The organism is Paraburkholderia saeva, from assembly GCF_907164555.1.
Classification (GTDB): Bacteria; Pseudomonadota; Gammaproteobacteria; order Burkholderiales; family Burkholderiaceae; genus Paraburkholderia; species Paraburkholderia saeva.
In genome coordinates, this window is sequence record NZ_CAJQZC010000009.1 from 95,437 (window position 1) to 115,046 (window position 19,610).

Consider the following 19,610-nt stretch of genomic DNA (forward strand, 5'->3'; position numbering starts at 1 on the left):
GTCAGGCGTATCACACAGGCTCACGCGGGCACGGCGACCTTTTCGACCAGCCGGTCGATCACCGTGTCGGCGTCGATGTTTTCCGCGTTCGCGTCGTACGACAGGATCAGCCGGTGACGCAACACCGGATGCACGACCGCACGCACGTCGTCGGGCGTCACGAACGTGCGGTCTTCCAGCCATGCGTGCACGCGGCTCGCGCGGTCGAGTGCAATCGCCCCGCGCGGGCTCGCGCCGATGTCGATCCATTTGCCGATGCCGGGGTCGAGCGTGCCCGCGTGCCGGGTGGCGTTCACGAGCGACACGATATATTCGTCGATGGCGGGCGCCACCGTAATCTGGCCGACAGCCCGCCGCGCGGAAAATATAATCTCCTGCGAAAGCGTATCCACGACGGCTTTCACATCGCTGCTTTCGCGGCGTAATAACTGCAGCATTTCCCGTTCACTTTCTGGAGACGGGTACGTAATCAATACCTTGAAAAGAAAACGGTCCATTTGCGCTTCCGGTAATGGATAGGTGCCTTCCTGTTCGATCGGATTCTGCGTCGCCATTACCAGAAAAAGGTCAGGCATCGTGTGTGTCTTTCCAGCCACGGATATCTGGCGCTCTTCCATCGCTTCGAGCAGGGCCGACTGTACTTTGGCCGGCGCGCGGTTGATTTCGTCGGCGAGAATCAGATTGCCGAAAATCGGTCCCGGCTGAAACGTGAGGGTTCGCTCAGTGCCGGACTGCAAAAGCGTTTCACCGCCCGTAATGTCGGACGGCAACAGGTCGGGCGTGAACTGGATGCGCCGCATCACCGCCGCAAGCCGCGCCGCGATGGCCTTCACGGTGCGCGTCTTGGCAAGTCCGGGCAGGCTTTCGAGCAGCACATGGCCGTCCGCGAGCAGCGCGATCAGAATCTGCCTGACCACCGCTTCCTGTCCGACCACCGCTTCGTTGACGCCCGCCTCGAAGCGCAGAATAGTTTCACGCATGGTTGTCTATTCCCCTGATTATTGCATTTTAAATAGCGCGAGGTCGTACCACTAAAAGCCTGATGCCAGTGACGTTAAAGTAGCTGGAGCAATTCGTCAAAGCACTCGTGCATTAAAAAAAGCGTGAAATGTCATCGGAAAATTGTTAGCCTGTTTCCGGCAATAGCTATCAAACACGAAATCCAGCTGTCAATTCGCATTGAATTGAAACGCGAATTCAGGGATTTCAACCGCTTCACATGCACGTGTCATTTCGTATTCATGCGTGCATCGTTCTGAAACAGGCAGACAGTTCAGGGTAGCCAGCGGTCGAAGCGGCACCCATGCGTTGACGAATCTGTTTCGCCGGGTACGGCTCGCGGGCCGCTGCCCCGGCGAAGCGCCGAAGGTTTAAGCGGGTGCGGGTGCAACGCGAGGCAACAGATGCCCTGCGGCACGCTCACCGGCGTACGGGACCAGAGCCATGAGCGGAAGAAAGCGGTTAGCGGCAGGCGCGGGCGGCACGGCGAGCCTCCACCCCAGTGTATCCCCTCCATCGCAACGTCCTTCCGGCGCGAGCCCTTCGCCGGGTTTGACGCGATTGCGCAAGCTGATCCTGTGGGGCGCGGCGCTCGTGCTACTGCCGGCGGCCGTCGGTGCGGGCATCGTGTGGAAACTGTCGTCGCACGCGCAGCCGCATCCACAGGTCGTATACGGCGACGGTACGAACGGGCCCGCCGGCATGGCGCTCATTCCCGGCGGCCAGTTCCTGATGGGCAGCGATTACAAGATGGCGCAGGCCAACGAACGCCCTGCGCACAGCGTGCGCGTCCATGCGTTCTGGATGGATCGCCATCACGTCACGAACGCCGAATTCCGCAAGTTCGTCGAAGCGACGCATTACGTCACGACCGCCGAAAGAAAGCCCGACTGGGAGACGCTCAAGCCCCAGTTGCCGCCTGATACGCCGCGTCCGCCGGACAGCGCGCTGGTGGCGGGCGCAATGGTGTTTGTGGGCACGAACCAGCCGGTGCCGCTCGAAGACTATTCGCGCTGGTGGCGTTACGTGCCGGGCGCGAACTGGCGTCACCCGACGGGACCGGACAGCACGATCGAAGGCAAGGACGATCACCCTGTCGTGCAGGTCTCCTACGAAGACGCCGAGGCATACGCCAAGTGGGCCGGCAAGCGCCTGCCGACCGAAGCCGAATGGGAATTCGCCGCGCGCGGCGGGCTCGAACAGGCAACCTATGCATGGGGCAACCAGTTCTCGCCGGAGGGCAAGCAGATGGCGAACGTCTGGCAGGGCCAGCAGCCGCAGGCATTCCCCGTCGTCAACCCGAAAGCCGGTGGCGCGCTTGGCACAAGCCCGGTGGGCAGCTTTCCGGCGAACGGCTACGGCCTTTCTGACATGACCGGCAACGCATGGCAATGGGTCGCCGACTGGTATCGCGCGGACCAGTTCCGTCGCGAAGCATCGACGGGTGGCGTGATCGACAATCCGCAAGGCCCGACCGATTCGTGGGACCCGGCAGACCCCGGCGTGCCCGTGAACGCGCCCAAACGCGTCACGCGCGGCGGCTCGTTCCTCTGCAACGAAGCGTACTGCCTCAGCTATCGCCCGAGCGCACGGCGCGGCACGGACCCTTACAACAGCATGTCGCATCTCGGCTTCCGGCTCGTGATGGACGAAGACAAATGGACCGAGTTGCACAAGCGGCAACAGGTAGCCGGCCAGGCCGCGACACCGGGAGGTTAGGCGCCTCTCCCCTGGCAGTAGATCGCATTCGCGTTTCGGATACACAACATCAACGGGAGTCCGGATGCAGTTGCCTTTTCGTCGGAGCGGAACGTGTCGTGCGTGGAGCGTAGCGGGCGTTGCGCTGCTGGTCTTTGCACTCGCAGGTTGCGCGGGTCAGGGCGCCTCGACAGGCGCGGCGGCGCCAGGTGCCGCGAGCGCGGCGAATGCCGCCACGGCGTTGCCTTCGTGGCGCGACGGCGTGGCAAAACAGAACATCGTGAAGTTCGTCAACGACGTCACGCGTGAAGGCTCGCCCACGTACGTCGCACCGGCCGACCGCATCGCCGTTTTCGATAATGACGGCACGTTGTGGAGCGAACAGCCGGTCTACTTCCAGTTCGTGTTCCTGCTCGATCAGGTGAAGGCCGCCGCGCCCAGCCATCCGGAGTGGAAGAACAATCCCGCGTACAAGGCGCTTGTCGCGAAAGATTACGGCGCGCTCGCCAGCCAGCAAAAGGCGCTGATGCAACTGGTCGGCGTGGCGAACAGCGGCATGACCGTCGACGAATACGACGAGACCATCCGCAAGTGGCTCGCCACGGCGCAGCATCCGAAGTTCAGGCGTCCCTATACCGAACTCGTCTATCAGCCGCAGCTGGAACTCCTTGCGTATCTGCGCGCGAACGGCTTCAAGACGTTCATCGTCTCGGGCGGCACGATCGAATTCATGCGGCCATGGGCAGAAAAGGTGTACGGCATTCCGCCCGAGCAGGTGATCGGCTCCAGCCAGCTCGTGCAGTTCGAAATGCGTGACGGCAAGCCCGTGCTCGTGCGCAGGCCGAAACTCGATTTTGTCGATGACGGTCCGGGCAAACCGGTCGGCATCTACCGCGACATCGGGCGCAAGCCGATTCTCGCGTTCGGCAATTCCGATGGCGACCTGCAGATGCTGCAGTACACGGCATCGGGCGCGGGTCCGCATCTCGCGCTCCTCGTGCATCACGATGACGCGGTACGAGAATTCGCCTACGACCGTCAGTCGAAGGTCGGCAAGCTCGACAAGGCGTGGCATGAAGCCGTCACCGATGGCTGGACGGTCGTCAGCATGAAAGACGACTGGGCAACGATTTATCCGGCACCGAAGCAGTAGGCCATGCGTGTGCGGGTTGAAAAGCGGTGGGTATCAGGCTGTTCGCAGACATCGCGATCAAGGAGAAAGCGCTTACCAGGCGCACCGTTTGAGCTGTTGTAACTCCATTGGAGCAACACAATGAAACTGTTCTCTGGAAAGGGGCGATACGCGATCGGGGCGTCGTTGTTCGCACTCGCCGTCGCCTTCGCGGTTATCGAGCCCCACGTTTCTGAAGCCCAGACCCAGACGCAGGGCACCGCCAAACCGGCACAGCCTGCGCCGAAACCCGCGCCCGCGGCTCAGAAAACCTCAAAGCCGAATATTCTCGTGATCTTCGGCGATGACATCGGGCAGTCGAACATCAGTGCCTATACGCATGGCCTGATGGGTTACAGGACACCGAACATCGACCGCATCGCGAACGAAGGCATGATGTTCACGGATTACTACGCCGAGAACAGTTGCACAGCGGGACGCTCATCGTTCATCACGGGGCAGACGCCGCTGCGCACCGGCCTGTCGAAGGTCGGCTTGCCGGGTGCGCCGGTCGGCCTGCAAAAAGGCGACATCACGATTGCCCAGGCGCTCAAGCCGCTCGGCTACGCGACCGGCCAGTTCGGCAAGAATCACCTTGGCGACAAGAACGAGTACCTGCCGACCAACCACGGCTTCGATGAGTTCTACGGCAACCTGTATCACCTGAACGCCGAGGAAGAACCGGAGCGTCCATACTGGCCGAAGGACAAGAACGACCCGTATGTGAAGAACTTCTCGCCGCGCGGCGTGATTCACGCCACAGCCGACGGCAAGATCGACGATACAGGCCCGTTGAATACCAAGCGGATGGAAACCATCGACGATGAAACCGGGCAGCACGCCGCCGATTTCATCCGCAAGCAGGTGAATTCGAACACGCCGTTCTTCGTCTGGATGAACTTCACGCGCATGCACATCTACACGCACGTGCGCCCTGAGTTCCGCGGCAAGAGCGGCATGCCCGGCAACGAATACGCGGACGGCATGTGGGAACACGACCAGGACGTCGGCAAGCTGCTCAAGCTGCTGGACGACCTGAAGATCACGCAGAACACGATCGTCGTCTACACCACGGACAACGGGCCGAACATGTTCACGTGGCCGGACGCCGCGATGACACCGTTCCGCAGCGAAAAGGATTCCAACTGGGAAGGCGCGTTCCGCGTGCCGGCTATGGTGCGCTGGCCAGGTCACGTCAAGCCGGGTGAAGTTTCCAACCAGATGATTTCCGGGCTCGACTGGTTCCCGACGCTCGTGGCCGCCGCGGGCGATGCAGGCGTCAAGGACCGGCTCCTGAAGGGATGGGCACCCAAGGCGGGCAGTACGTCGTTCAAGGTCCACCTGGATGGCTATAACCAGTTACCGTTCATCACCGGACAGACGACGAAGGATCCACGCAACGAGTTCTACTACTTCAACGACGATGGTGAACTCGTCGCCATGCGCTTCGATCAGGACGGCAACGCGTGGAAGGCCGTGTTCTGCGAGCAGCGCGCAAAGGGCAACCTGAATATCTGGCAGGATCCATTCGTGTGTCTGCGATTGCCGAAGATCTTCAACCTGCGCATGGATCCGTACGAACGTGCCGACGTCACGTCCGACCAGTACAACGACTGGCTCACGAAGAATGCCTATCTGACGGCGATTGCATCGATGAAGGCAACGGCTTTCCTGCAGACGTTCGTCACGTATCCACCAAGCCAGCGTCCTGCCAGCTTTAGCGTGGATCAGGTGCGTCGCCAGGTCGATAAAAAGATCGACGAGTCGTTCAGGAAACGCGGACTCGAATAAAGTAAAGTAGCTGTGTCCGCTGCGCCCACCGGCCTTCAGGCGGTGGGCGCCGTCGTTTTCAGCATCACCCTTTTCGAGGTGGATTCCCGCTTGCCGACCGACAAACCGATGACCTCCTCGCTGGCCGGCCGCGCCAAAACCCCACGTCGAGAACGGCGCGAACAGGAACGCGCGCAACGACGTGCCACGCCCGGTTCGAACGACACGCAGGCGCCGTCCGGGCAATCTTTCACGCCGACGCTGCCCGTCGCATGGCCCGCGCTGCTGCTCTTCATCTCGGGTGCTGCCGCGCTCATCTATCAGGTGTTGTGGATCAAGCAACTGTCGCTTGTGGTTGGCGTCGAAGTGCAGGCCGTGACGACCGGCGTCAGTGCATTTTTCGCGGGGCTGGCGCTCGGCGGCTGGCTGTTCGGGCGGATCGCCGACCGCAGCACGCGTCCGCTTCGCCTCTATGCGCTGCTGGAAGCCGGCACGCTGTCCGTCGCCGTGACCAGCACGTTCGCGCTTGCGCACGCAGCGGCACCGTTCGCGATTCTGCAGAACCACGCCGGTCTGGTTGCGTGGGCCATTCCGTTTGCGCTCGTGGGCGTGCCCGCCGTGTTGATGGGTGGAACGCTGCCTGTGTTGATGCGCTCGCTTGCGCCGCGCGAGGGCGACGTCGGCCGTGCGGGCGGGCGGCTGTATTCGGCCAATACGCTGGGTGCGATCGTGGGCACGCTCGCCACGCCGTTCGTGCTCATTCCTTCGCTTGGCGTGCACGGCAGCGCGTGGGCCGCCGCCGTGCTGAACGGCATCGCGGGCGCCGGCGCGATTGTGCTCGCGCGTCGCAGGCACGCGGCCGTACCCGCTGTTTTGCCTTCGTCCGAACATAAAGACGCGCGCGGAAACATTGCGCAGCTACGTGGTTCGCGGCTCGCGCTTGCGCTGTATGCGGTGGCGGGCGGCATTGCGCTTGGCTACGAAGTGGTCTGGTCGCAGACCATCGTGCAGTTCATCAGCACGCGCAGTTTTGCGTTCGCAATCGTCCTCGCCACCTACCTGTGCGGTCTCGTACTGGGGAGCGCCATCGGTTCGCGTTACGTCGATCGCGCGCGCGATCCGTGGGGCGTCTTCGCGATCCTGATCGCCTCGGCGGGCGTAATCGCGGTGCTTGAAATTGCGGGCCTCGGCGGATGGCTGCTGCAAGGGCAGTCGATGGTGGCAGGTGTGGTGCTCGAATCGACCGGTAGCCTGCTCGCCGCCATGTGCGCGCGTTTTGCACTCGCGGGCGTGAGCATCGTTTTCATCCCGACGCTGCTGCTCGGCGCCGCGTTTCCGTTCGCGCTGCGCCTCGGCGTGAACGCGCGGCGCCTGGGTCGCGATGTCGGCGCTGTGGTCGCACTGAATACGGCGGGCGGCATCGCCGGCACCGTGATTGCAGGCTTCGTACTCGTGCCGGTGCTCGGTCTCGTGCGCGCGCTGGCAGCGCTCGCGATTGCCGCCGCGCTCGTGGGCGTCGTCGCAGCATGGCGTGGCTCGCGCGGCATACCGGGCGCAACGCACGTCACGCGCTGGAGTATGGTGGTGCTTACCCTCGTCGCGATCGCAACGGGTGTGCTCACGCCAACGGACCGCCTCGCATCGCTGCTCACTGCGGCGCGCGGCGGCACGCTTTCGCTCTACGAAGAAAGCGAGGGCGGCACGGTTGCCGTCGTCGAACAGTCAGCCGGCGAGCATACGTTCCGGCGTCTCTACATTCAGGGTGTGTCGAATTCCGGCGACGCGATGACGTCGCTGCGCTACATGCGTCTGCAGGCGCTGTTGCCGCTCATCATCCATCGCGATACACCGCACTCCGCGATGGTGATCGGCCTTGGAACCGGCATCACCGGGGGCGCCCTCCTCGCCTGGCCCGGTCTCGATCAGCGCGTCGTCGCGGAACTGCTTCCCGCTGTCAAACGCGCGGTGCCGCAGTTCAAGGGCAACTACAACCTGAGCACCGACCCGCGCATCGACATCCGCCTGCGCGACGGGCGCCGCGAGCTGCTGCGCAGCACGCAGCACTATGACCTGATTACGCTGGAACCGCCGCCGCCTTCGGCGGCTGGCGTCGTCAACCTGTACTCGACGAACTTCTACAGGCTCGCGGCATCGCGTCTTCAGGCCGGTGGCATCGTCGCGCAATGGCTGCCGTTGCCGACGCAAAATGAAGACGATACGCGCGCACTCATCAAGAGCTTCGTGCAGGTGTTTCCCTACGCGTCGCTCTGGACAACCGAACTGCACGAGATGATGCTCGTCGGTTCGATGCAGCCGATGGAACTCGACGCGACGCGCATTCAAGACCGCTTCAACCAGCCGCCGGTGGCCGCAGCGCTGCGCGAAGTCGGCATCAACTCGCCGGCGGCGTTGCTCAGCACATGGATCACGGATCGCGCAGGCCTCGAGTATTACGCGGCCGATGCGAAGCCTGTGACCGACAACCACCCGCGCATCGAGTACGCCACGTGGGTACGCCGCGACGATTTTCCGCAGACACTCACGCATCTGCTCGCGCTGCGCACCGAGCCGCCCTTGCGCAACGCCAGTGACGCCCTGCGCACGGCCATGCAACTCGAAAGCGGCACGCTGCAGATGTTCTACGGCGCGGGCCTCGATGCGATACGTGGCGACCGCGACGCGTGGCAACGCGATATCAGCAACGTCATGCATGCGGACCCGGACAATCCTTATTACCGCTGGTTCACCGGCGGCCCCGGCTGACAGACGAAAACGTTTCGACACACATGCGGCGGCACTACTACGATAGAGTACGCACCGCACGGCTCGCGCGACAGGCGCAGCGCAGCACTAACCTGTTCTGGAGGGTAGCTTGAACCAACGCGATCCGATCGATATTGCCCGCATCCTGCTTGTGATCGTCATTCTGGTTGCACTGACGGTCGGCAGTATCTACGTACTGAGTCCGTTCATTCCGGGCCTGATCTGGGCGACGACGATCGTGGTCGCCACGTGGCCGCTGATGCTCGCCATCCAGCGACGCTGCGGTAACCGGCGGTGGATCGCCACGCTCGTAATGCTGCTGTGTCTGCTCTTCGTCATCGTGCTGCCCTTGTACCAGGCGATCTCCACGCTTGCGTTGCATGCCAGCGAAATCATGGGGGCCATCAAGAGCCTGCCGAATTACGCATTGCCGCCGCCGCCCGACTGGATCCGCGAGATTCCGCTCGTCGGCGCACGCATCGGCACGGAATGGCAGGGACTTTCGGATGCGGGCCCGGGCGGCCTGCTGGCCAAGATTGAACCGTATGTGAGCATCGGCGCGCGCTGGATGTTCGGGCATGCCGCTGTGGTCGGCGTGTTCGTGATTCACATGTTCATCACGATCATCATTTCCGGCATTCTCTACATGAATGGCGAAGAGGCAGCGGCATTCATGGTGCGCTTTGCGAACCGTGTCGCCGCGCAACGCGGCGAAGGCGCAATCAAGCTCGCGGGCCTCGCGGTTCGCGCCGTGGCGCTCGGCATCGTGGTCACGGCGGTTACGCAGTCCGCGCTGGGTGGTATCGGTTTATGGGTGGCAGGCGTGCCCGGCGCGGGGATCCTGACCGCCCTCATGCTGATGCTGTGTCTTGCGCAGATCGGGCCGCTTCTGCCGCTGCTCGGTTCCGTCGCGTGGCTCTTTTTCCACGCGTCGCATCTGGTCGCGATCCTGCTGCTCATCTGGTCGATCATGATCGCGATGCTCGACAATGTGCTGCGCCCCATGCTGATCAAGCGCGGCGTCAACCTTTCGATGCTGCTGATTCTCTCGGGCGTGCTGGGCGGGATGTTCGCGTTCGGCATCGTCGGCCTCTTCATGGGGCCGGTGATTCTCGCCGTCACGTCGACGCTGCTGAATGCGTGGATCAACGAAAAGCCGGTGCCGCCCGGCGTTCAGGGCGTCGACGATCCGGCTCACGTCAAAGGGGAAATCTAGCGCGCGGACGGGACGGGCGCCACGCCTGTCGCGTTCGAACGGCCTTACGCGTAGCGCAGGTGTTCGTCCTTGAGCTCGGGCGAAGCAGCGATCGCCGCTTCGAGTTTTCTGCTGAGTGTGTCGGCATGGCGGATACCGGGCAGACGACGCATCGGGCGCCTTCCGTCGCCGGTGTCGAGCACGATCGAACCGGTACCGAACGCGCGCTGCCAGCGCGGATACACCACCGACACAGTGCGGATACGCGCGAGTTCGAGACTCGACGTACGCCGGCTGAAAATGCCCTGCGTCCACGTAATCCGCTCGGTATCGATGACAATTTCTGTCGACGCTGTCTTCAGAAACGGCATCGCAACGCCGATCATGATCGCGGCGGCCTGAACCAGCACGAGCGGCCACTGAAAGGGAAAATCGCCTGCCGTCACCAGATCGATCACGCCCACCAGCGCCATGACAACGCCGCCCTTCAGAAAGGCCGGGATATTGATGACCTGTGAAGGCGTGCCGCTGTAAATCACCTGCCTCGCCATCGCGTGTGTCCTGTTCGATGCCCGCTATTGATCAACTGCCGTAGTTTTCTGTCGAGAACGGCAACTCGCCCTGAACCGGTAGCGGTGCGACAGGCTCGCTGCCTGCGGGCGACAACGCCGATACGCGTACGCCAAGCAGACGCAATCTTCGATCGAGCGGTACACGCTTCAGACATTCTGTTGCAGCGCGGCGAATTTCGGTTGCGTCCGCCGTCGGATGCGCAATGGTCAGATCGCGCGTGACGGTCTTGAAGTCGTCGTAACGCAGCTTGATGCCCACGGTTCTTCCAGTATAGCCTTTGCGCCGCAGGTCGTCCGCGACCCGCACGCACAGCCCGGTAAACGCCTCGGAAAGCGTGGCCCGGTCGCGCCGCGGGTGCAGGTCGCGCTCGAACGTCGTTTCGCGGCTCATCGAGCGCGGCTCGGAACTCACCACCACCTGCCGCGTATCGATGCCCTGCGCGATGTCGGCAAGCCACGCGGAATAGCTCCGGCCGAAGTGCGACTGTAGCAATTCGGGCGCAGCCGCCGCCAGATCGCCAACCGTCGCGATACCGATCGCCGCGAGTTTTTCGCTCGCTTTCGGGCCAATGCCGTTCACCTTGCGCGCCGGCAACGGCCAGATGCGCTTTGGCACGTCGTCCATGGTCAGCAGCGTGAGGCCGTCCGGCTTGTCGAGTTCGGAACCGATCTTCGCCAGCAGTTTGTTCGGCGCAATGCAGATCGAACACGTGAGGCCGGTCGCCTCACGAACCGCCGCCTTGATGCGCGTACCGATATCGGCCGGCTCACCCGGCACGTCGGTAAGATCGATATAGATTTCGTCGATGCCGCGGTCTTCGATCTGCGATGTAAACGTTGCCACTGCCGCCTTGAAGAGGCGCGAATAGTGACGGTAGGAATCGAAATCGGTGGGCAGCAGGATTGCGTCGGGCGCCAGCTGTGCCGCCTTCATCATCCCCATCGCGGAAAAGACGCCCAGCGCGCGGGCTTCGTACGTCGACGTCGTCACGACGCCACGGCCCGCGTAGTCACGCAATTTCCGAAAGCGCCGGGTGCCGTCTTCGAGCGTCTCGGGCACGGCATTGCGGCCCCCACCGATCACCACCGCCTGGCCGCGCAGCTCGGGATAGCGCAATAACTCGACGGACGCGTAAAACGCGTCCATGTCCAGATGCGCGATGCGGCGCGTGTCGGGCATGGCAGGCGTAGCGGAAACGGAATTCATCGTCCGGACATCGTACCTGAAGCGGCTAGCGCAGGCGCCCCGTCACGTCGGCAATCCGGTCAAGCAGCGACTGCAGCGAAACGGGTTTGGCCAGATGTCCGTTATAGCCCGCGCGGATCGCGCGCGCGATGTCCTGCTGGCGCGTGAAGCCGGTCATCGCAAGTGCCGGCACGCACCTGCGCACCACCAGACCGCGCAGGTTCTGGCACGCCTGTAGTGATTCGACTGCGTCGTCGGCGAGCAGAATCCGCATGCCTTGCAACAGCGTCGATCCCACCTCACGGTTCCCCGGTGTCTGGGGACGGCGCATCGGGCGTCGGCGTCGGCGAAGAAGCGGGCTCGGCGGCGCCAAATCCACCGGTTTCCTGCGGCGCGCTCGCAACGACCGGCGGCAGAAGCGGCGGCAGCGCTCGCGGCGTGGAAGCCACCGAAGAGGCAGGCGCCGAAGCCGCTGCTGCAGCCGAAGACGCCGCCAACGGCGTTGTGACCGCCGGACGCGGACGCGGCGTGTGACGCGTACCGGCCGCCACTTCAGGTTTCGGCTTCGTGGCGAAAAGCTGTCCAGCCCATTCGCGCGCCTTCGCCAACCACACGGAGAACGTGCCCGGCTCTTCCTTCGGGAAACGCGCCTGCGGATCGATCACACGCGAGCGCAACGCGCGCTGGTAAAAATCGCCCACAACCGGCAACGCACTGTGCGCGCCCTGCCCCCAGTAATCGCTGCGCAGCGTCACGCGGCTGTCGTTGAAACCGACCCACGCGCCCGCGACGAGTTGCGGATGCATCAGGATGAACCAGCCGTCGGCGTTGTCCTGCGTCGTGCCGGTCTTGCCCGCGACATCGCCACGAATGCCGAAGCGCGAACGGATCGTCGAACCGGTGCCGCGATTGACGACGTCGCGCATCACGTCGAGCAGTGTCTGGTCCGCGTCGACCGATAACGCCTGGCTACCGGTAACCGGCGCGAAATCGGCCAGCACCTCGCCGTTACGGTCCTCGATGCGCGTCACCATCACCGGCTCGATGTAAGCGCCGCGATTCGCGATCGTCGCGTAAGCGGAGACCATTTCCTTCAGCGTGACAGGGCTCGTGCCGAGGCCAAGCGACGGTACTACATCGAGCCGGCTGTCGCGCACGCCCATCGCACGCGCAAGACGCGCGACCTTCGAAGGCCCGACCTCCTGCATCAGTTGCGCGGTGATCCGGTTGCGCGAATACGTGAGCGCATCGCGCAGCGTCATCGGGCGGCCGGTGGGCGCTTCGTCGTCGGAAGGTTTCCAGACCTCGCCGCCCGCGAGCGGGATTTCGACGGGCTGGTCGATGAACGTGTCGTCGGGTGTCGCGCCGTTTTCGAATGCGGCGCCGTATACAAACGGCTTGAACGTCGAGCCCGGCTGGCGACGCGCCTGCTGGACGTGATCGAACGGGTCCTGCCCGAAATCGCGGCTGCCGACCCACGCGCGGATCTGCCCGTTGCGCGGATCGATCGCAAGAAAATCGGCCTGCACGCGCGTCTTGCTGTCGCACAGCGCCTGCATGAAATGGCGATCGGACGCGAGGCGCCTGAGCGCGTCCTCATCGCTCAGTCCCGAATCTCGCGCGGCATGGTAGTCGGGCGTTTCGCGCACGAACGTCTGCATCAGGTCGTGCCCGTTGCTGCATCCGGCGCGCGCGCCCCATGCCGAATTCGCGATGCCCTGCAGCGAATTGCCCTGCAGCATGACGGCCTGGGTCGCCATGGTCTGAAGCCGCGAATCGATCGTCGTGCGCACGACCAGACCGTCGGAGTAGACGTTGTAGTCGTTGCGGTCGGCCCATGAAATCAGCCATTTGCGCAGCTGCTGCGCGAAGTGCGGCGCGGGGCCGGGCGGTTCGATCTGGCGTTCGAAATCGACGCGCAGCGGACGTTTGATGAGCGACGCATACGACGCCTGCGAAAGACGTCCGTACTTCACCATTTGCGCCAGCACGATATTGCGCCGCTGCAGCGCGCGATCCGGATTGATCACCGGGTTGTAGTAGCTGTTGCCCTTCAGCATGCCGGCGAGCGTCGCGCTTTGCAGCACGTCGAGATCGTCGGCGGATTTGTCGAAGTAGGTGCGCGCCGCCATCTCGATGCCGTACGCGTTGTAGAGAAACGGCACCGTGTTCAGGTACGTTTCGAGAATTTCGGGCTTGGTATAGACCGCTTCGATCTTGAACGCGGTGATCGCTTCCTTCAGCTTGCGCGTGAGCGTGGGCGCGCGGCCCACTTCGTCGGGATACAGGTTGCGTGCGAGCTGCTGCGTGATGGTCGAGCCGCCCTGGCGGTCGCCCGAGAACGTATGCAGCGCCGCCGACGCGGTGCGCCGCCAGTCGAGGCCGTGATGTTCATAGAAGCGATGGTCTTCGGTTGCGATCAGCGCGTCGACCACATGCGGCGAGATATCGGCGAGCTTGACCCATTCGCGGTTGCTCGGCTTAAACTCGGCGAGCAGTTTGCCGTCGGCGGAAAAGACGCGCGCCGGCTGCTCGACCTTCGCCTTGCGGATGTCGCCAATGCCCGGCGTGAACGGAATCAGCACCAGCACATACAGCAGCATGAGCGCCGGAAACGCGGCGAGCGTAAGCGCGACGCCGCGAAGCGTCGGATGACGCATGCGTTGCAGCCGGTCTGCTACAACCGGCTTGATCCGGGCGATTTGAGCCTGGCAATAGTCACGAACAAATGACGTGTTTTTGCGGTCCACGCGGGCCTGCCATCAGCTTGAAAAGGCTGAATCGTACCAAAAGCCGTGGGACGTCAAGGCTTAAGGCCAGAAATCGCGTGGAACAAAAGCCCTTACCACGGGTTTGCTAATGCGTTGACCCTCGCGGGTCGGCATAGGTATCGCCGACCATCAGGCGCACGATCTCTTCGCCATTCGTGCCCGCCACGAGCCGCTCGCCCGCCACTTCGCCACGACGCAGCACGACGATACGATCGGCAATCGCGAAGATATCGTGCAGGTTGTGCGAGATCAGAATGACGGCGACGCCCTCTGCCTTCAGCGCGGCGATCAGCTCCATGACCTTGCGCTGTTCGGGAACGCCGAGCGCGGCCGTGGGCTCGTCCATGATCAGCAGATGCGCGTTCCAGTAGATCGCACGGCCAATCGCAATCGCCTGACGCTGGCCGCCCGACAGCATCTTCACGGGACCGCCCAGCTTGCGCTCGGGAATCACGATGTCGAGCCGCTCCAGCACTTCGCGCGCGACCTGCGCCATGCGTTCGCGGTCGATCACCTGGATGCCGAACTGCCGGCGCACCGGTTCGCGCCCGAGAAAGATGTTGCTGCCGACATCGAGATTGTCGGCGAGCGCGAGGTCCTGGTAAATCGTTTCGATGCCCTGCGCGCGTGCGTCCTGCGGATCGCGCAACTGCATCGGCGTGCCGTTGAACAGCAGCTGGCCGGCGTCGGCATGATAGACGCCCGAAATCACCTTGATGAGCGTAGATTTGCCCGCGCCGTTATCTCCGGCAAGCGCGAGCACTTCGCCCGGCATCACATGCAGCGAGACGCGCCTGAGCGCCTCGACGCCGCCAAAGCGGATCGAAATGTCGCGTGCTTCGAGTATCGGGGTGCTCATTGCGCACCTCCAAGCCGTTCCTTGTACTGGTCGATCAGCACCGACATGATGATCACAATGCCCACCACGATGAACTGCCAGAACGCGTTGACGTCGATAAACACCAGCCCGAATTCGATCACCGCGATGATCAGCGCGCCAATCAGCGTGCCGATCACATTGCCCGTGCCGCCAAAGAGACTCGCGCCGCCAATGACCACTGCCGCGATCGAATCGAGCAGCATCGGTTCGCCGGCGTTCGCGGCGCCCGCGGCAAAGCGCGACGTATAGACGATGCCGCCAATCGCAGCAAACGCCGCGGCGATCAGGTAGATCACGAACAGATGTCGCCGCACGTTGATACCCGCGCGAACCGCCGACTGTGGATTGCCGCCGATGGCGTACGTGTACTGTCCAAAGCGGGTTTTTGAAAGCACGAAGTGCATGATGAGCAGCAGGATGGCGGTCAGCACGACGGGCGTCCAGCCATGACCGAACCACGCGAGACCGGGATTGTTCACCGGCACCGTCATGCCGCTGCCCGCCGCGAGAAACCCCACGCCGCGCGCGACGCCATACATGCCGAGCGTGCCGATAAATGCCGGCACGCCAAGCCGCGCGATCAGCACGCCGTTGACGAGCCCCGGCACGAGACACACGAGAATCGTCGCCGGAATCGAAAGCAGCACGATCCACGGTGCGTTGCCGCCGGGAATCGTGAACTGTGCGACGCATACGGCTGCAAGCCCCATCACGAAGCCCACCGAAAGATCGATGCCCGCCGTGATGATGACGAACGTCTGCCCGATGGCAAGCAGGAGCGGCGCGCTGGCCGCGAGCCCGATCGATTGCAGGTTGTACGCGTTGAATATGAACGAGCGATGATCCGAAATCTGCGCCCAGACTTCGAAGAACACCAGCAGCGCGCACAGGAAGAGCCAGGGCCAGATTCTGCTGATAAGCGCGAGCCGGTCGAGACGTGAGTTTTCCATGAATTGTCCGGTGGTCCGGGATGGCGGGAGCGGCGCCCGTGCGCGCGTTCGCACGCACGGGGCGTATGGCCTGATTCGCAGGCGTTCTGCGGGTCCGGCCCGTTCAGCTAGTTCGAATAGATGTACTGCTTCATTTCCGGCTTGTCGACGTTGTTCTTGTCCAGCACGATAAAGCCCGTGCTCTTCATGGTCGGCACCTTCTTGCCGCGGATCACGTCGGCGGCGAACTTCACGCCGTAGTAGCCGATTTCATCCGGACGCTGCGCAATCGCGATATCGACGAGGCCGCTGCGGATCTGTTCGTCGATGCCCGGCACGGCATCGAACACGACGACCTTCACGACGCCCTGCTTGCCCGCCGCCTTCACGCCCTGCGCCGCGCCGCTGCCCGAGAACGTGTTGGCGCCGAACACACCAGCAAGATCGGGGTTGCGTGCGAGCACGGCGGCCACGTGCGATGCAGCCTTGTTCGCGTCGTCCTCGTTGTATTGCGTTTGCAGCACCTTGATGTTCGGGTGCTTCTTCATTTCATCCGCGAAGCCTTCGGCGCGCGCATCGGTACTCGAGATGCCAGGCTTGTTGTTCTCGCAGTACACGGTGCCCTTGTCGCCGATCGCTTTCGCGAGCGCGCGTGCGGCGACGCGTCCGCCTTCGAGATTGTCGGAAGCGATATAGGAGAGCGGGAAATCCGCGTCGCCCTTGCCCGTCTGGTAATGGCCATCGCCGATGTAGGTATCGACGGTGATCACCTTGATGCCAGCATCAGCGGCTTCTTTCAACGGTCCGATCAGCTGCTGCTTGTCGACGGGCGAAACCAGCAGGACGTCCGGGTGTCTCGCGATATACGCCTTCAGAATGGGCACCTGCTCCGTGGTGTTCCATGCCTTGGGCACCTGGAACAGCAACTCGACGTGCTCTTCCTTCGCGGCACGCTCAGCGCCGCGGTGCATCGTGAAATAGAAAGGATCGGTGACGCCAGGCAAGAGCGCGACGACCGGATGCGCTGCGTCCGCGTGCGCGAGACCGGCGAATGAACAGCCAGCAACGGTTGAAAGGGCAACCAGATAGCGGGATACGATGTGCTTCATACCTGTCTTCCTCCTGTTGAGTCCGACTGACGGTGCCTGGCCATCCTCATCTTCCCAAGGCTTCTAACGCCGGGCAGTGGGCCAGTATACCCACGCACGCCTCAAGCGGCCCTGGTGTTTTCCTGCATCGAATCCGCATGAATGCATCCGTCTGGACGTGACGCTGCGGAGCGACAACTTCCGTTGTCACGCTGTAGCGTTCAAATCGTGGGACGCGCCGAAACGGCCTAGAAGATGAAGCCCGTATTCACGAACTTCGACTGATGGTCGTTCACGATTGCGTCGAGCAACGCCTTGCTGTCCTCGGTCTGCTTTGCGGCGACCATCGAGCGGATCGAGAACGCGCGCAACGCGTCGGTTACGGAAAGCGTGCCTTCCGCCGAATCCTTGCGGCCGGCAAACGGGAATACGTCGGGCCCGCGCTGGCACTGACAGTTCAGATTCACGCGGCACACCTGGTTCACGAGCGGATCGACCAGTTCGCCAATCTGCGCCGGATCCGAACCGAAGATGCTGACCTGCTGGCCGTGATCGGACGTGATCACATATTCCAGTGCGGTTTCGATGTCGCTAAACGTCGTCACCGGGATGAGCGGGCCGAACTGCTCCTCGCGATAGAGCTTCATCCCTTCTTTCACCGGATAAACGACCGCCGGATAGAACAGCGTCTGGCAGAACGTGCCGCCCGCATCGTTGACGACGTGCGCGCCCAACGCCCTGGCATCGTCGATGGCGTCTGTCATATACGCGGTTCTGTGCAGGCCCGGCAGCGGTGTGATGTTCACGCCCGTTTCCCATGGCATGCCGACCTTCAGCTTGCCTAGCGCTTCGGTAAAGCGTGCAAGGAATGCGTCGACAATCGATTCGTGCACGATCAGCATCTTGAGCGCGGTGCAACGCTGACCGTTGAACGACAACGCGCCTAGCAGACATTCTTTGACCGTCAGATCGAGATCGGCGTCGGGCAGGATGATCGCCGCGTTCTTGGCGTCAAGACCCAGGATCGCGCGCAGACGGTGCGATTTCGGATGTTGCTTCTTGAGATGGTCGGCGACCTTGCTTGAACCGATCAGCGCGAGCACGTTGATCTTGCCGGTCGCCAGCATGTGCGGCACGACCACGGCGCCTGGTGCATAGATCGTGTTGATCACGCCTTTAGGGAAGGCGTCACGGAAGGCCTCAAGCAGTGGATAGAACAGCAACGTGCCATATTGGGGCGGCTTGAAGACCACCGTGTTGCCCATCAGCAGCGCCGGAATCAGGGTGGCGAACGTCTCGTTCAGCGGATAGTTGTAAGGACCCATGCACAGCACGACGCCAAGCGGCGTGCGGCGGATCTGGCCAATCGTGCCTTCGGCGATGATGAAGCGCGAATTGCTGTTGTCCTGCTCCTTGAGCGCCTCGATGGTAGCCGCCATGTATTCGACGGTGCGGTCGAATTCCTTTCGTGAATCGGCAAGGCTCTTGCCAATTTCCCACATGATGAGGTTAACAATCAGCTGACGCTGCGCCACCATGCGTTTGATGAAATCCTGCATGCACGCAATGCGCTGCGCGACGGCCATCGTCGGCCATTCGCCGCGGCCCGAATCGTAAGCCTTGACCGCCGCATCCAGCGCGGCTTCGCTTTCGGTGTCGCCCATCACCGGGTAGCTGCCGATCTCGACCTGCTGCACGGAGCCGTCCGGCTGCTGCACGCAAATCGGCGACAGCACGGTCTTGCACGCGCCGTCCCAATTGACGAACTCGCCGTCGACGAGCGAAATGCGTTGATGGATCGGCGACGCGAGGCGAAACTCCTCCGGAATGTCAGCGGCCGCAGGGAAGCGTTGCTTCAGCGTTTCGAAATCGATCGTGGACATGGTTTTCCCTTCGGGTCGTTCGCGTGAACGGCCATTATCACGTCAAAGATCGATCACCTGCATCCTCGAAGGACGGGAAAGCGCATCGCCTTACTGGCAGGCTGTCACATACCTGACATCGCAGCGGCCCTGTCGCTCGCGATCGCAATGTCGGCGACCGGCACCGATAGCAGTTGCTGGTCATGCAGCATCAGGATCGCGGCGAAACGGTCTGCCGTCTCCCGTTCAAGAAACCATTCGCCGGCCTGCTGGCCGCGTGCAAACGCAGCGCTCGCGCCGTTCATCGCGCTCAGGAATTCCGCCGAAGGATATTCGCCGTACCCCGCTTCCACGAGGACGTACGTCAGCATCAGGATCTGTGTGACGTACGAGAGGTGATGGTGCGAACCGTGTCCGGCGTCGAGCACCGCGAGAGAAAGGTGATAGCGCAGCGAAAGCGCGTCGGCGGCCTGCCGTGGCAGCATCATCACGCCCGCGCGCGCGTGGAGCGCCCGCACGACCGGAGCAGCGTGATGAATGGAACGGCTCACCGACATACGTTGTGACCCCTGGATTGCATAGTCCGGATAACGACAGCCATGTCGCAATCTTAAGCAGCGTCATCGGCTGCAATAACGGCATAACGCGATCCGGTGACGATACTGTGACTAATCAGGGAACATGATCGTGCGCGGGCGTCAGGCAATATCGGTTTCCGATGGGAAA

Annotated in this window: 15 protein-coding genes; 5 read left to right on the top strand and 10 right to left on the bottom strand. The window is 62.8% G+C overall.

Annotation, left to right across the window (positions count from 1 at the left end; translation table 11 throughout):
* Positions 1 to 20: 20 nt before the first annotated feature.
* Complete coding sequence (locus LPA36_RS21810; RefSeq protein ID WP_228881373.1) at positions 21 to 980, bottom strand: AAA family ATPase; 960 nt, start codon at positions 978 to 980, stop codon at positions 21 to 23.
* A 463-nt stretch (positions 981 to 1,443) separates the two neighbouring features.
* On the opposite strand from LPA36_RS21810, the gene LPA36_RS21815 reads away from it, so the two are divergent.
* The 5 genes from LPA36_RS21815 (at position 1,444) to ydiK (ending at position 9,617) form a co-directional block, all read left to right on the top strand.
* Positions 1,444 to 2,718 (top strand): formylglycine-generating enzyme family protein, encoded by a 1,275-nt coding sequence (locus tag LPA36_RS21815; RefSeq protein ID WP_407674318.1) that lies wholly within the window; start codon positions 1,444 to 1,446, stop codon positions 2,716 to 2,718.
* Positions 2,719 to 2,782: 64 nt separating this feature from the next.
* On the top strand, positions 2,783 to 3,850 hold the full coding sequence (locus LPA36_RS21820; RefSeq protein WP_228881376.1) for an HAD family hydrolase: 1,068 nt from the start codon (positions 2,783 to 2,785) through the stop codon (positions 3,848 to 3,850).
* 120 nt (positions 3,851 to 3,970) lie between these two features.
* Positions 3,971 to 5,659: an arylsulfatase gene (locus LPA36_RS21825; RefSeq protein ID WP_228881378.1), complete on the top strand. Its 1,689-nt coding sequence runs from the start codon at positions 3,971 to 3,973 to the stop codon at positions 5,657 to 5,659.
* A 108-nt stretch (positions 5,660 to 5,767) separates the two neighbouring features.
* A complete protein-coding gene (locus tag LPA36_RS21830; protein ID WP_228938447.1) occupies positions 5,768 to 8,401 on the top strand; it encodes a fused MFS/spermidine synthase in 2,634 nt (877 codons plus the stop codon).
* Between the two features lie 109 nt (positions 8,402 to 8,510).
* Entirely contained in the window at positions 8,511 to 9,617 is a 1,107-nt protein-coding gene (gene ydiK, locus LPA36_RS21835) for an AI-2E family transporter YdiK (RefSeq protein WP_228881381.1), read from the top strand.
* A gap of 44 nt (positions 9,618 to 9,661) precedes the next feature.
* On the opposite strand, the gene LPA36_RS21840 is transcribed toward ydiK, so the two are convergent.
* The 9 genes from LPA36_RS21840 to LPA36_RS21880 all read right to left on the bottom strand — a co-directional run bounded on the left by LPA36_RS21840 (position 9,662) and on the right by LPA36_RS21880 (position 19,435).
* On the bottom strand, positions 9,662 to 10,147 hold the full coding sequence (locus tag LPA36_RS21840; protein ID WP_228881384.1) for a PH domain-containing protein: 486 nt from the start codon (positions 10,145 to 10,147) through the stop codon (positions 9,662 to 9,664).
* Positions 10,148 to 10,178: 31 nt separating this feature from the next.
* Complete coding sequence (dinB, locus tag LPA36_RS21845) at positions 10,179 to 11,375, bottom strand: DNA polymerase IV (protein ID WP_228881395.1); 1,197 nt, start codon at positions 11,373 to 11,375, stop codon at positions 10,179 to 10,181.
* A 25-nt stretch (positions 11,376 to 11,400) separates the two neighbouring features.
* A complete protein-coding gene (locus LPA36_RS21850; RefSeq protein ID WP_228881398.1) occupies positions 11,401 to 11,652 on the bottom strand; it encodes a response regulator in 252 nt (83 codons plus the stop codon).
* Between the two features lies 1 nt (position 11,653).
* Positions 11,654 to 14,104, bottom strand: a complete 2,451-nt coding sequence (locus LPA36_RS21855; protein WP_407674319.1) for a penicillin-binding protein 1A — start codon at positions 14,102 to 14,104, stop codon at positions 11,654 to 11,656.
* Positions 14,105 to 14,210: 106 nt separating this feature from the next.
* Positions 14,211 to 14,984: an ATP-binding cassette domain-containing protein gene (locus LPA36_RS21860; protein WP_228881400.1), complete on the bottom strand. Its 774-nt coding sequence runs from the start codon at positions 14,982 to 14,984 to the stop codon at positions 14,211 to 14,213.
* Positions 14,981 to 15,955: an ABC transporter permease subunit gene (locus tag LPA36_RS21865; protein ID WP_228881403.1), complete on the bottom strand. Its 975-nt coding sequence runs from the start codon at positions 15,953 to 15,955 to the stop codon at positions 14,981 to 14,983. Before LPA36_RS21865 ends, LPA36_RS21860 begins: the two co-directional genes overlap by 4 nt.
* A gap of 107 nt (positions 15,956 to 16,062) precedes the next feature.
* Entirely contained in the window at positions 16,063 to 17,043 is a 981-nt protein-coding gene (locus LPA36_RS21870; protein WP_228881405.1) for an ABC transporter substrate-binding protein, read from the bottom strand.
* Between the two features lie 227 nt (positions 17,044 to 17,270).
* Positions 17,271 to 18,905: an NADP-dependent glyceraldehyde-3-phosphate dehydrogenase gene (locus LPA36_RS21875; RefSeq protein ID WP_228881409.1), complete on the bottom strand. Its 1,635-nt coding sequence runs from the start codon at positions 18,903 to 18,905 to the stop codon at positions 17,271 to 17,273.
* Between the two features lie 104 nt (positions 18,906 to 19,009).
* A complete protein-coding gene (locus LPA36_RS21880; protein WP_228881412.1) occupies positions 19,010 to 19,435 on the bottom strand; it encodes a hypothetical protein in 426 nt (141 codons plus the stop codon).
* Positions 19,436 to 19,610 lie beyond the last annotated feature (175 nt).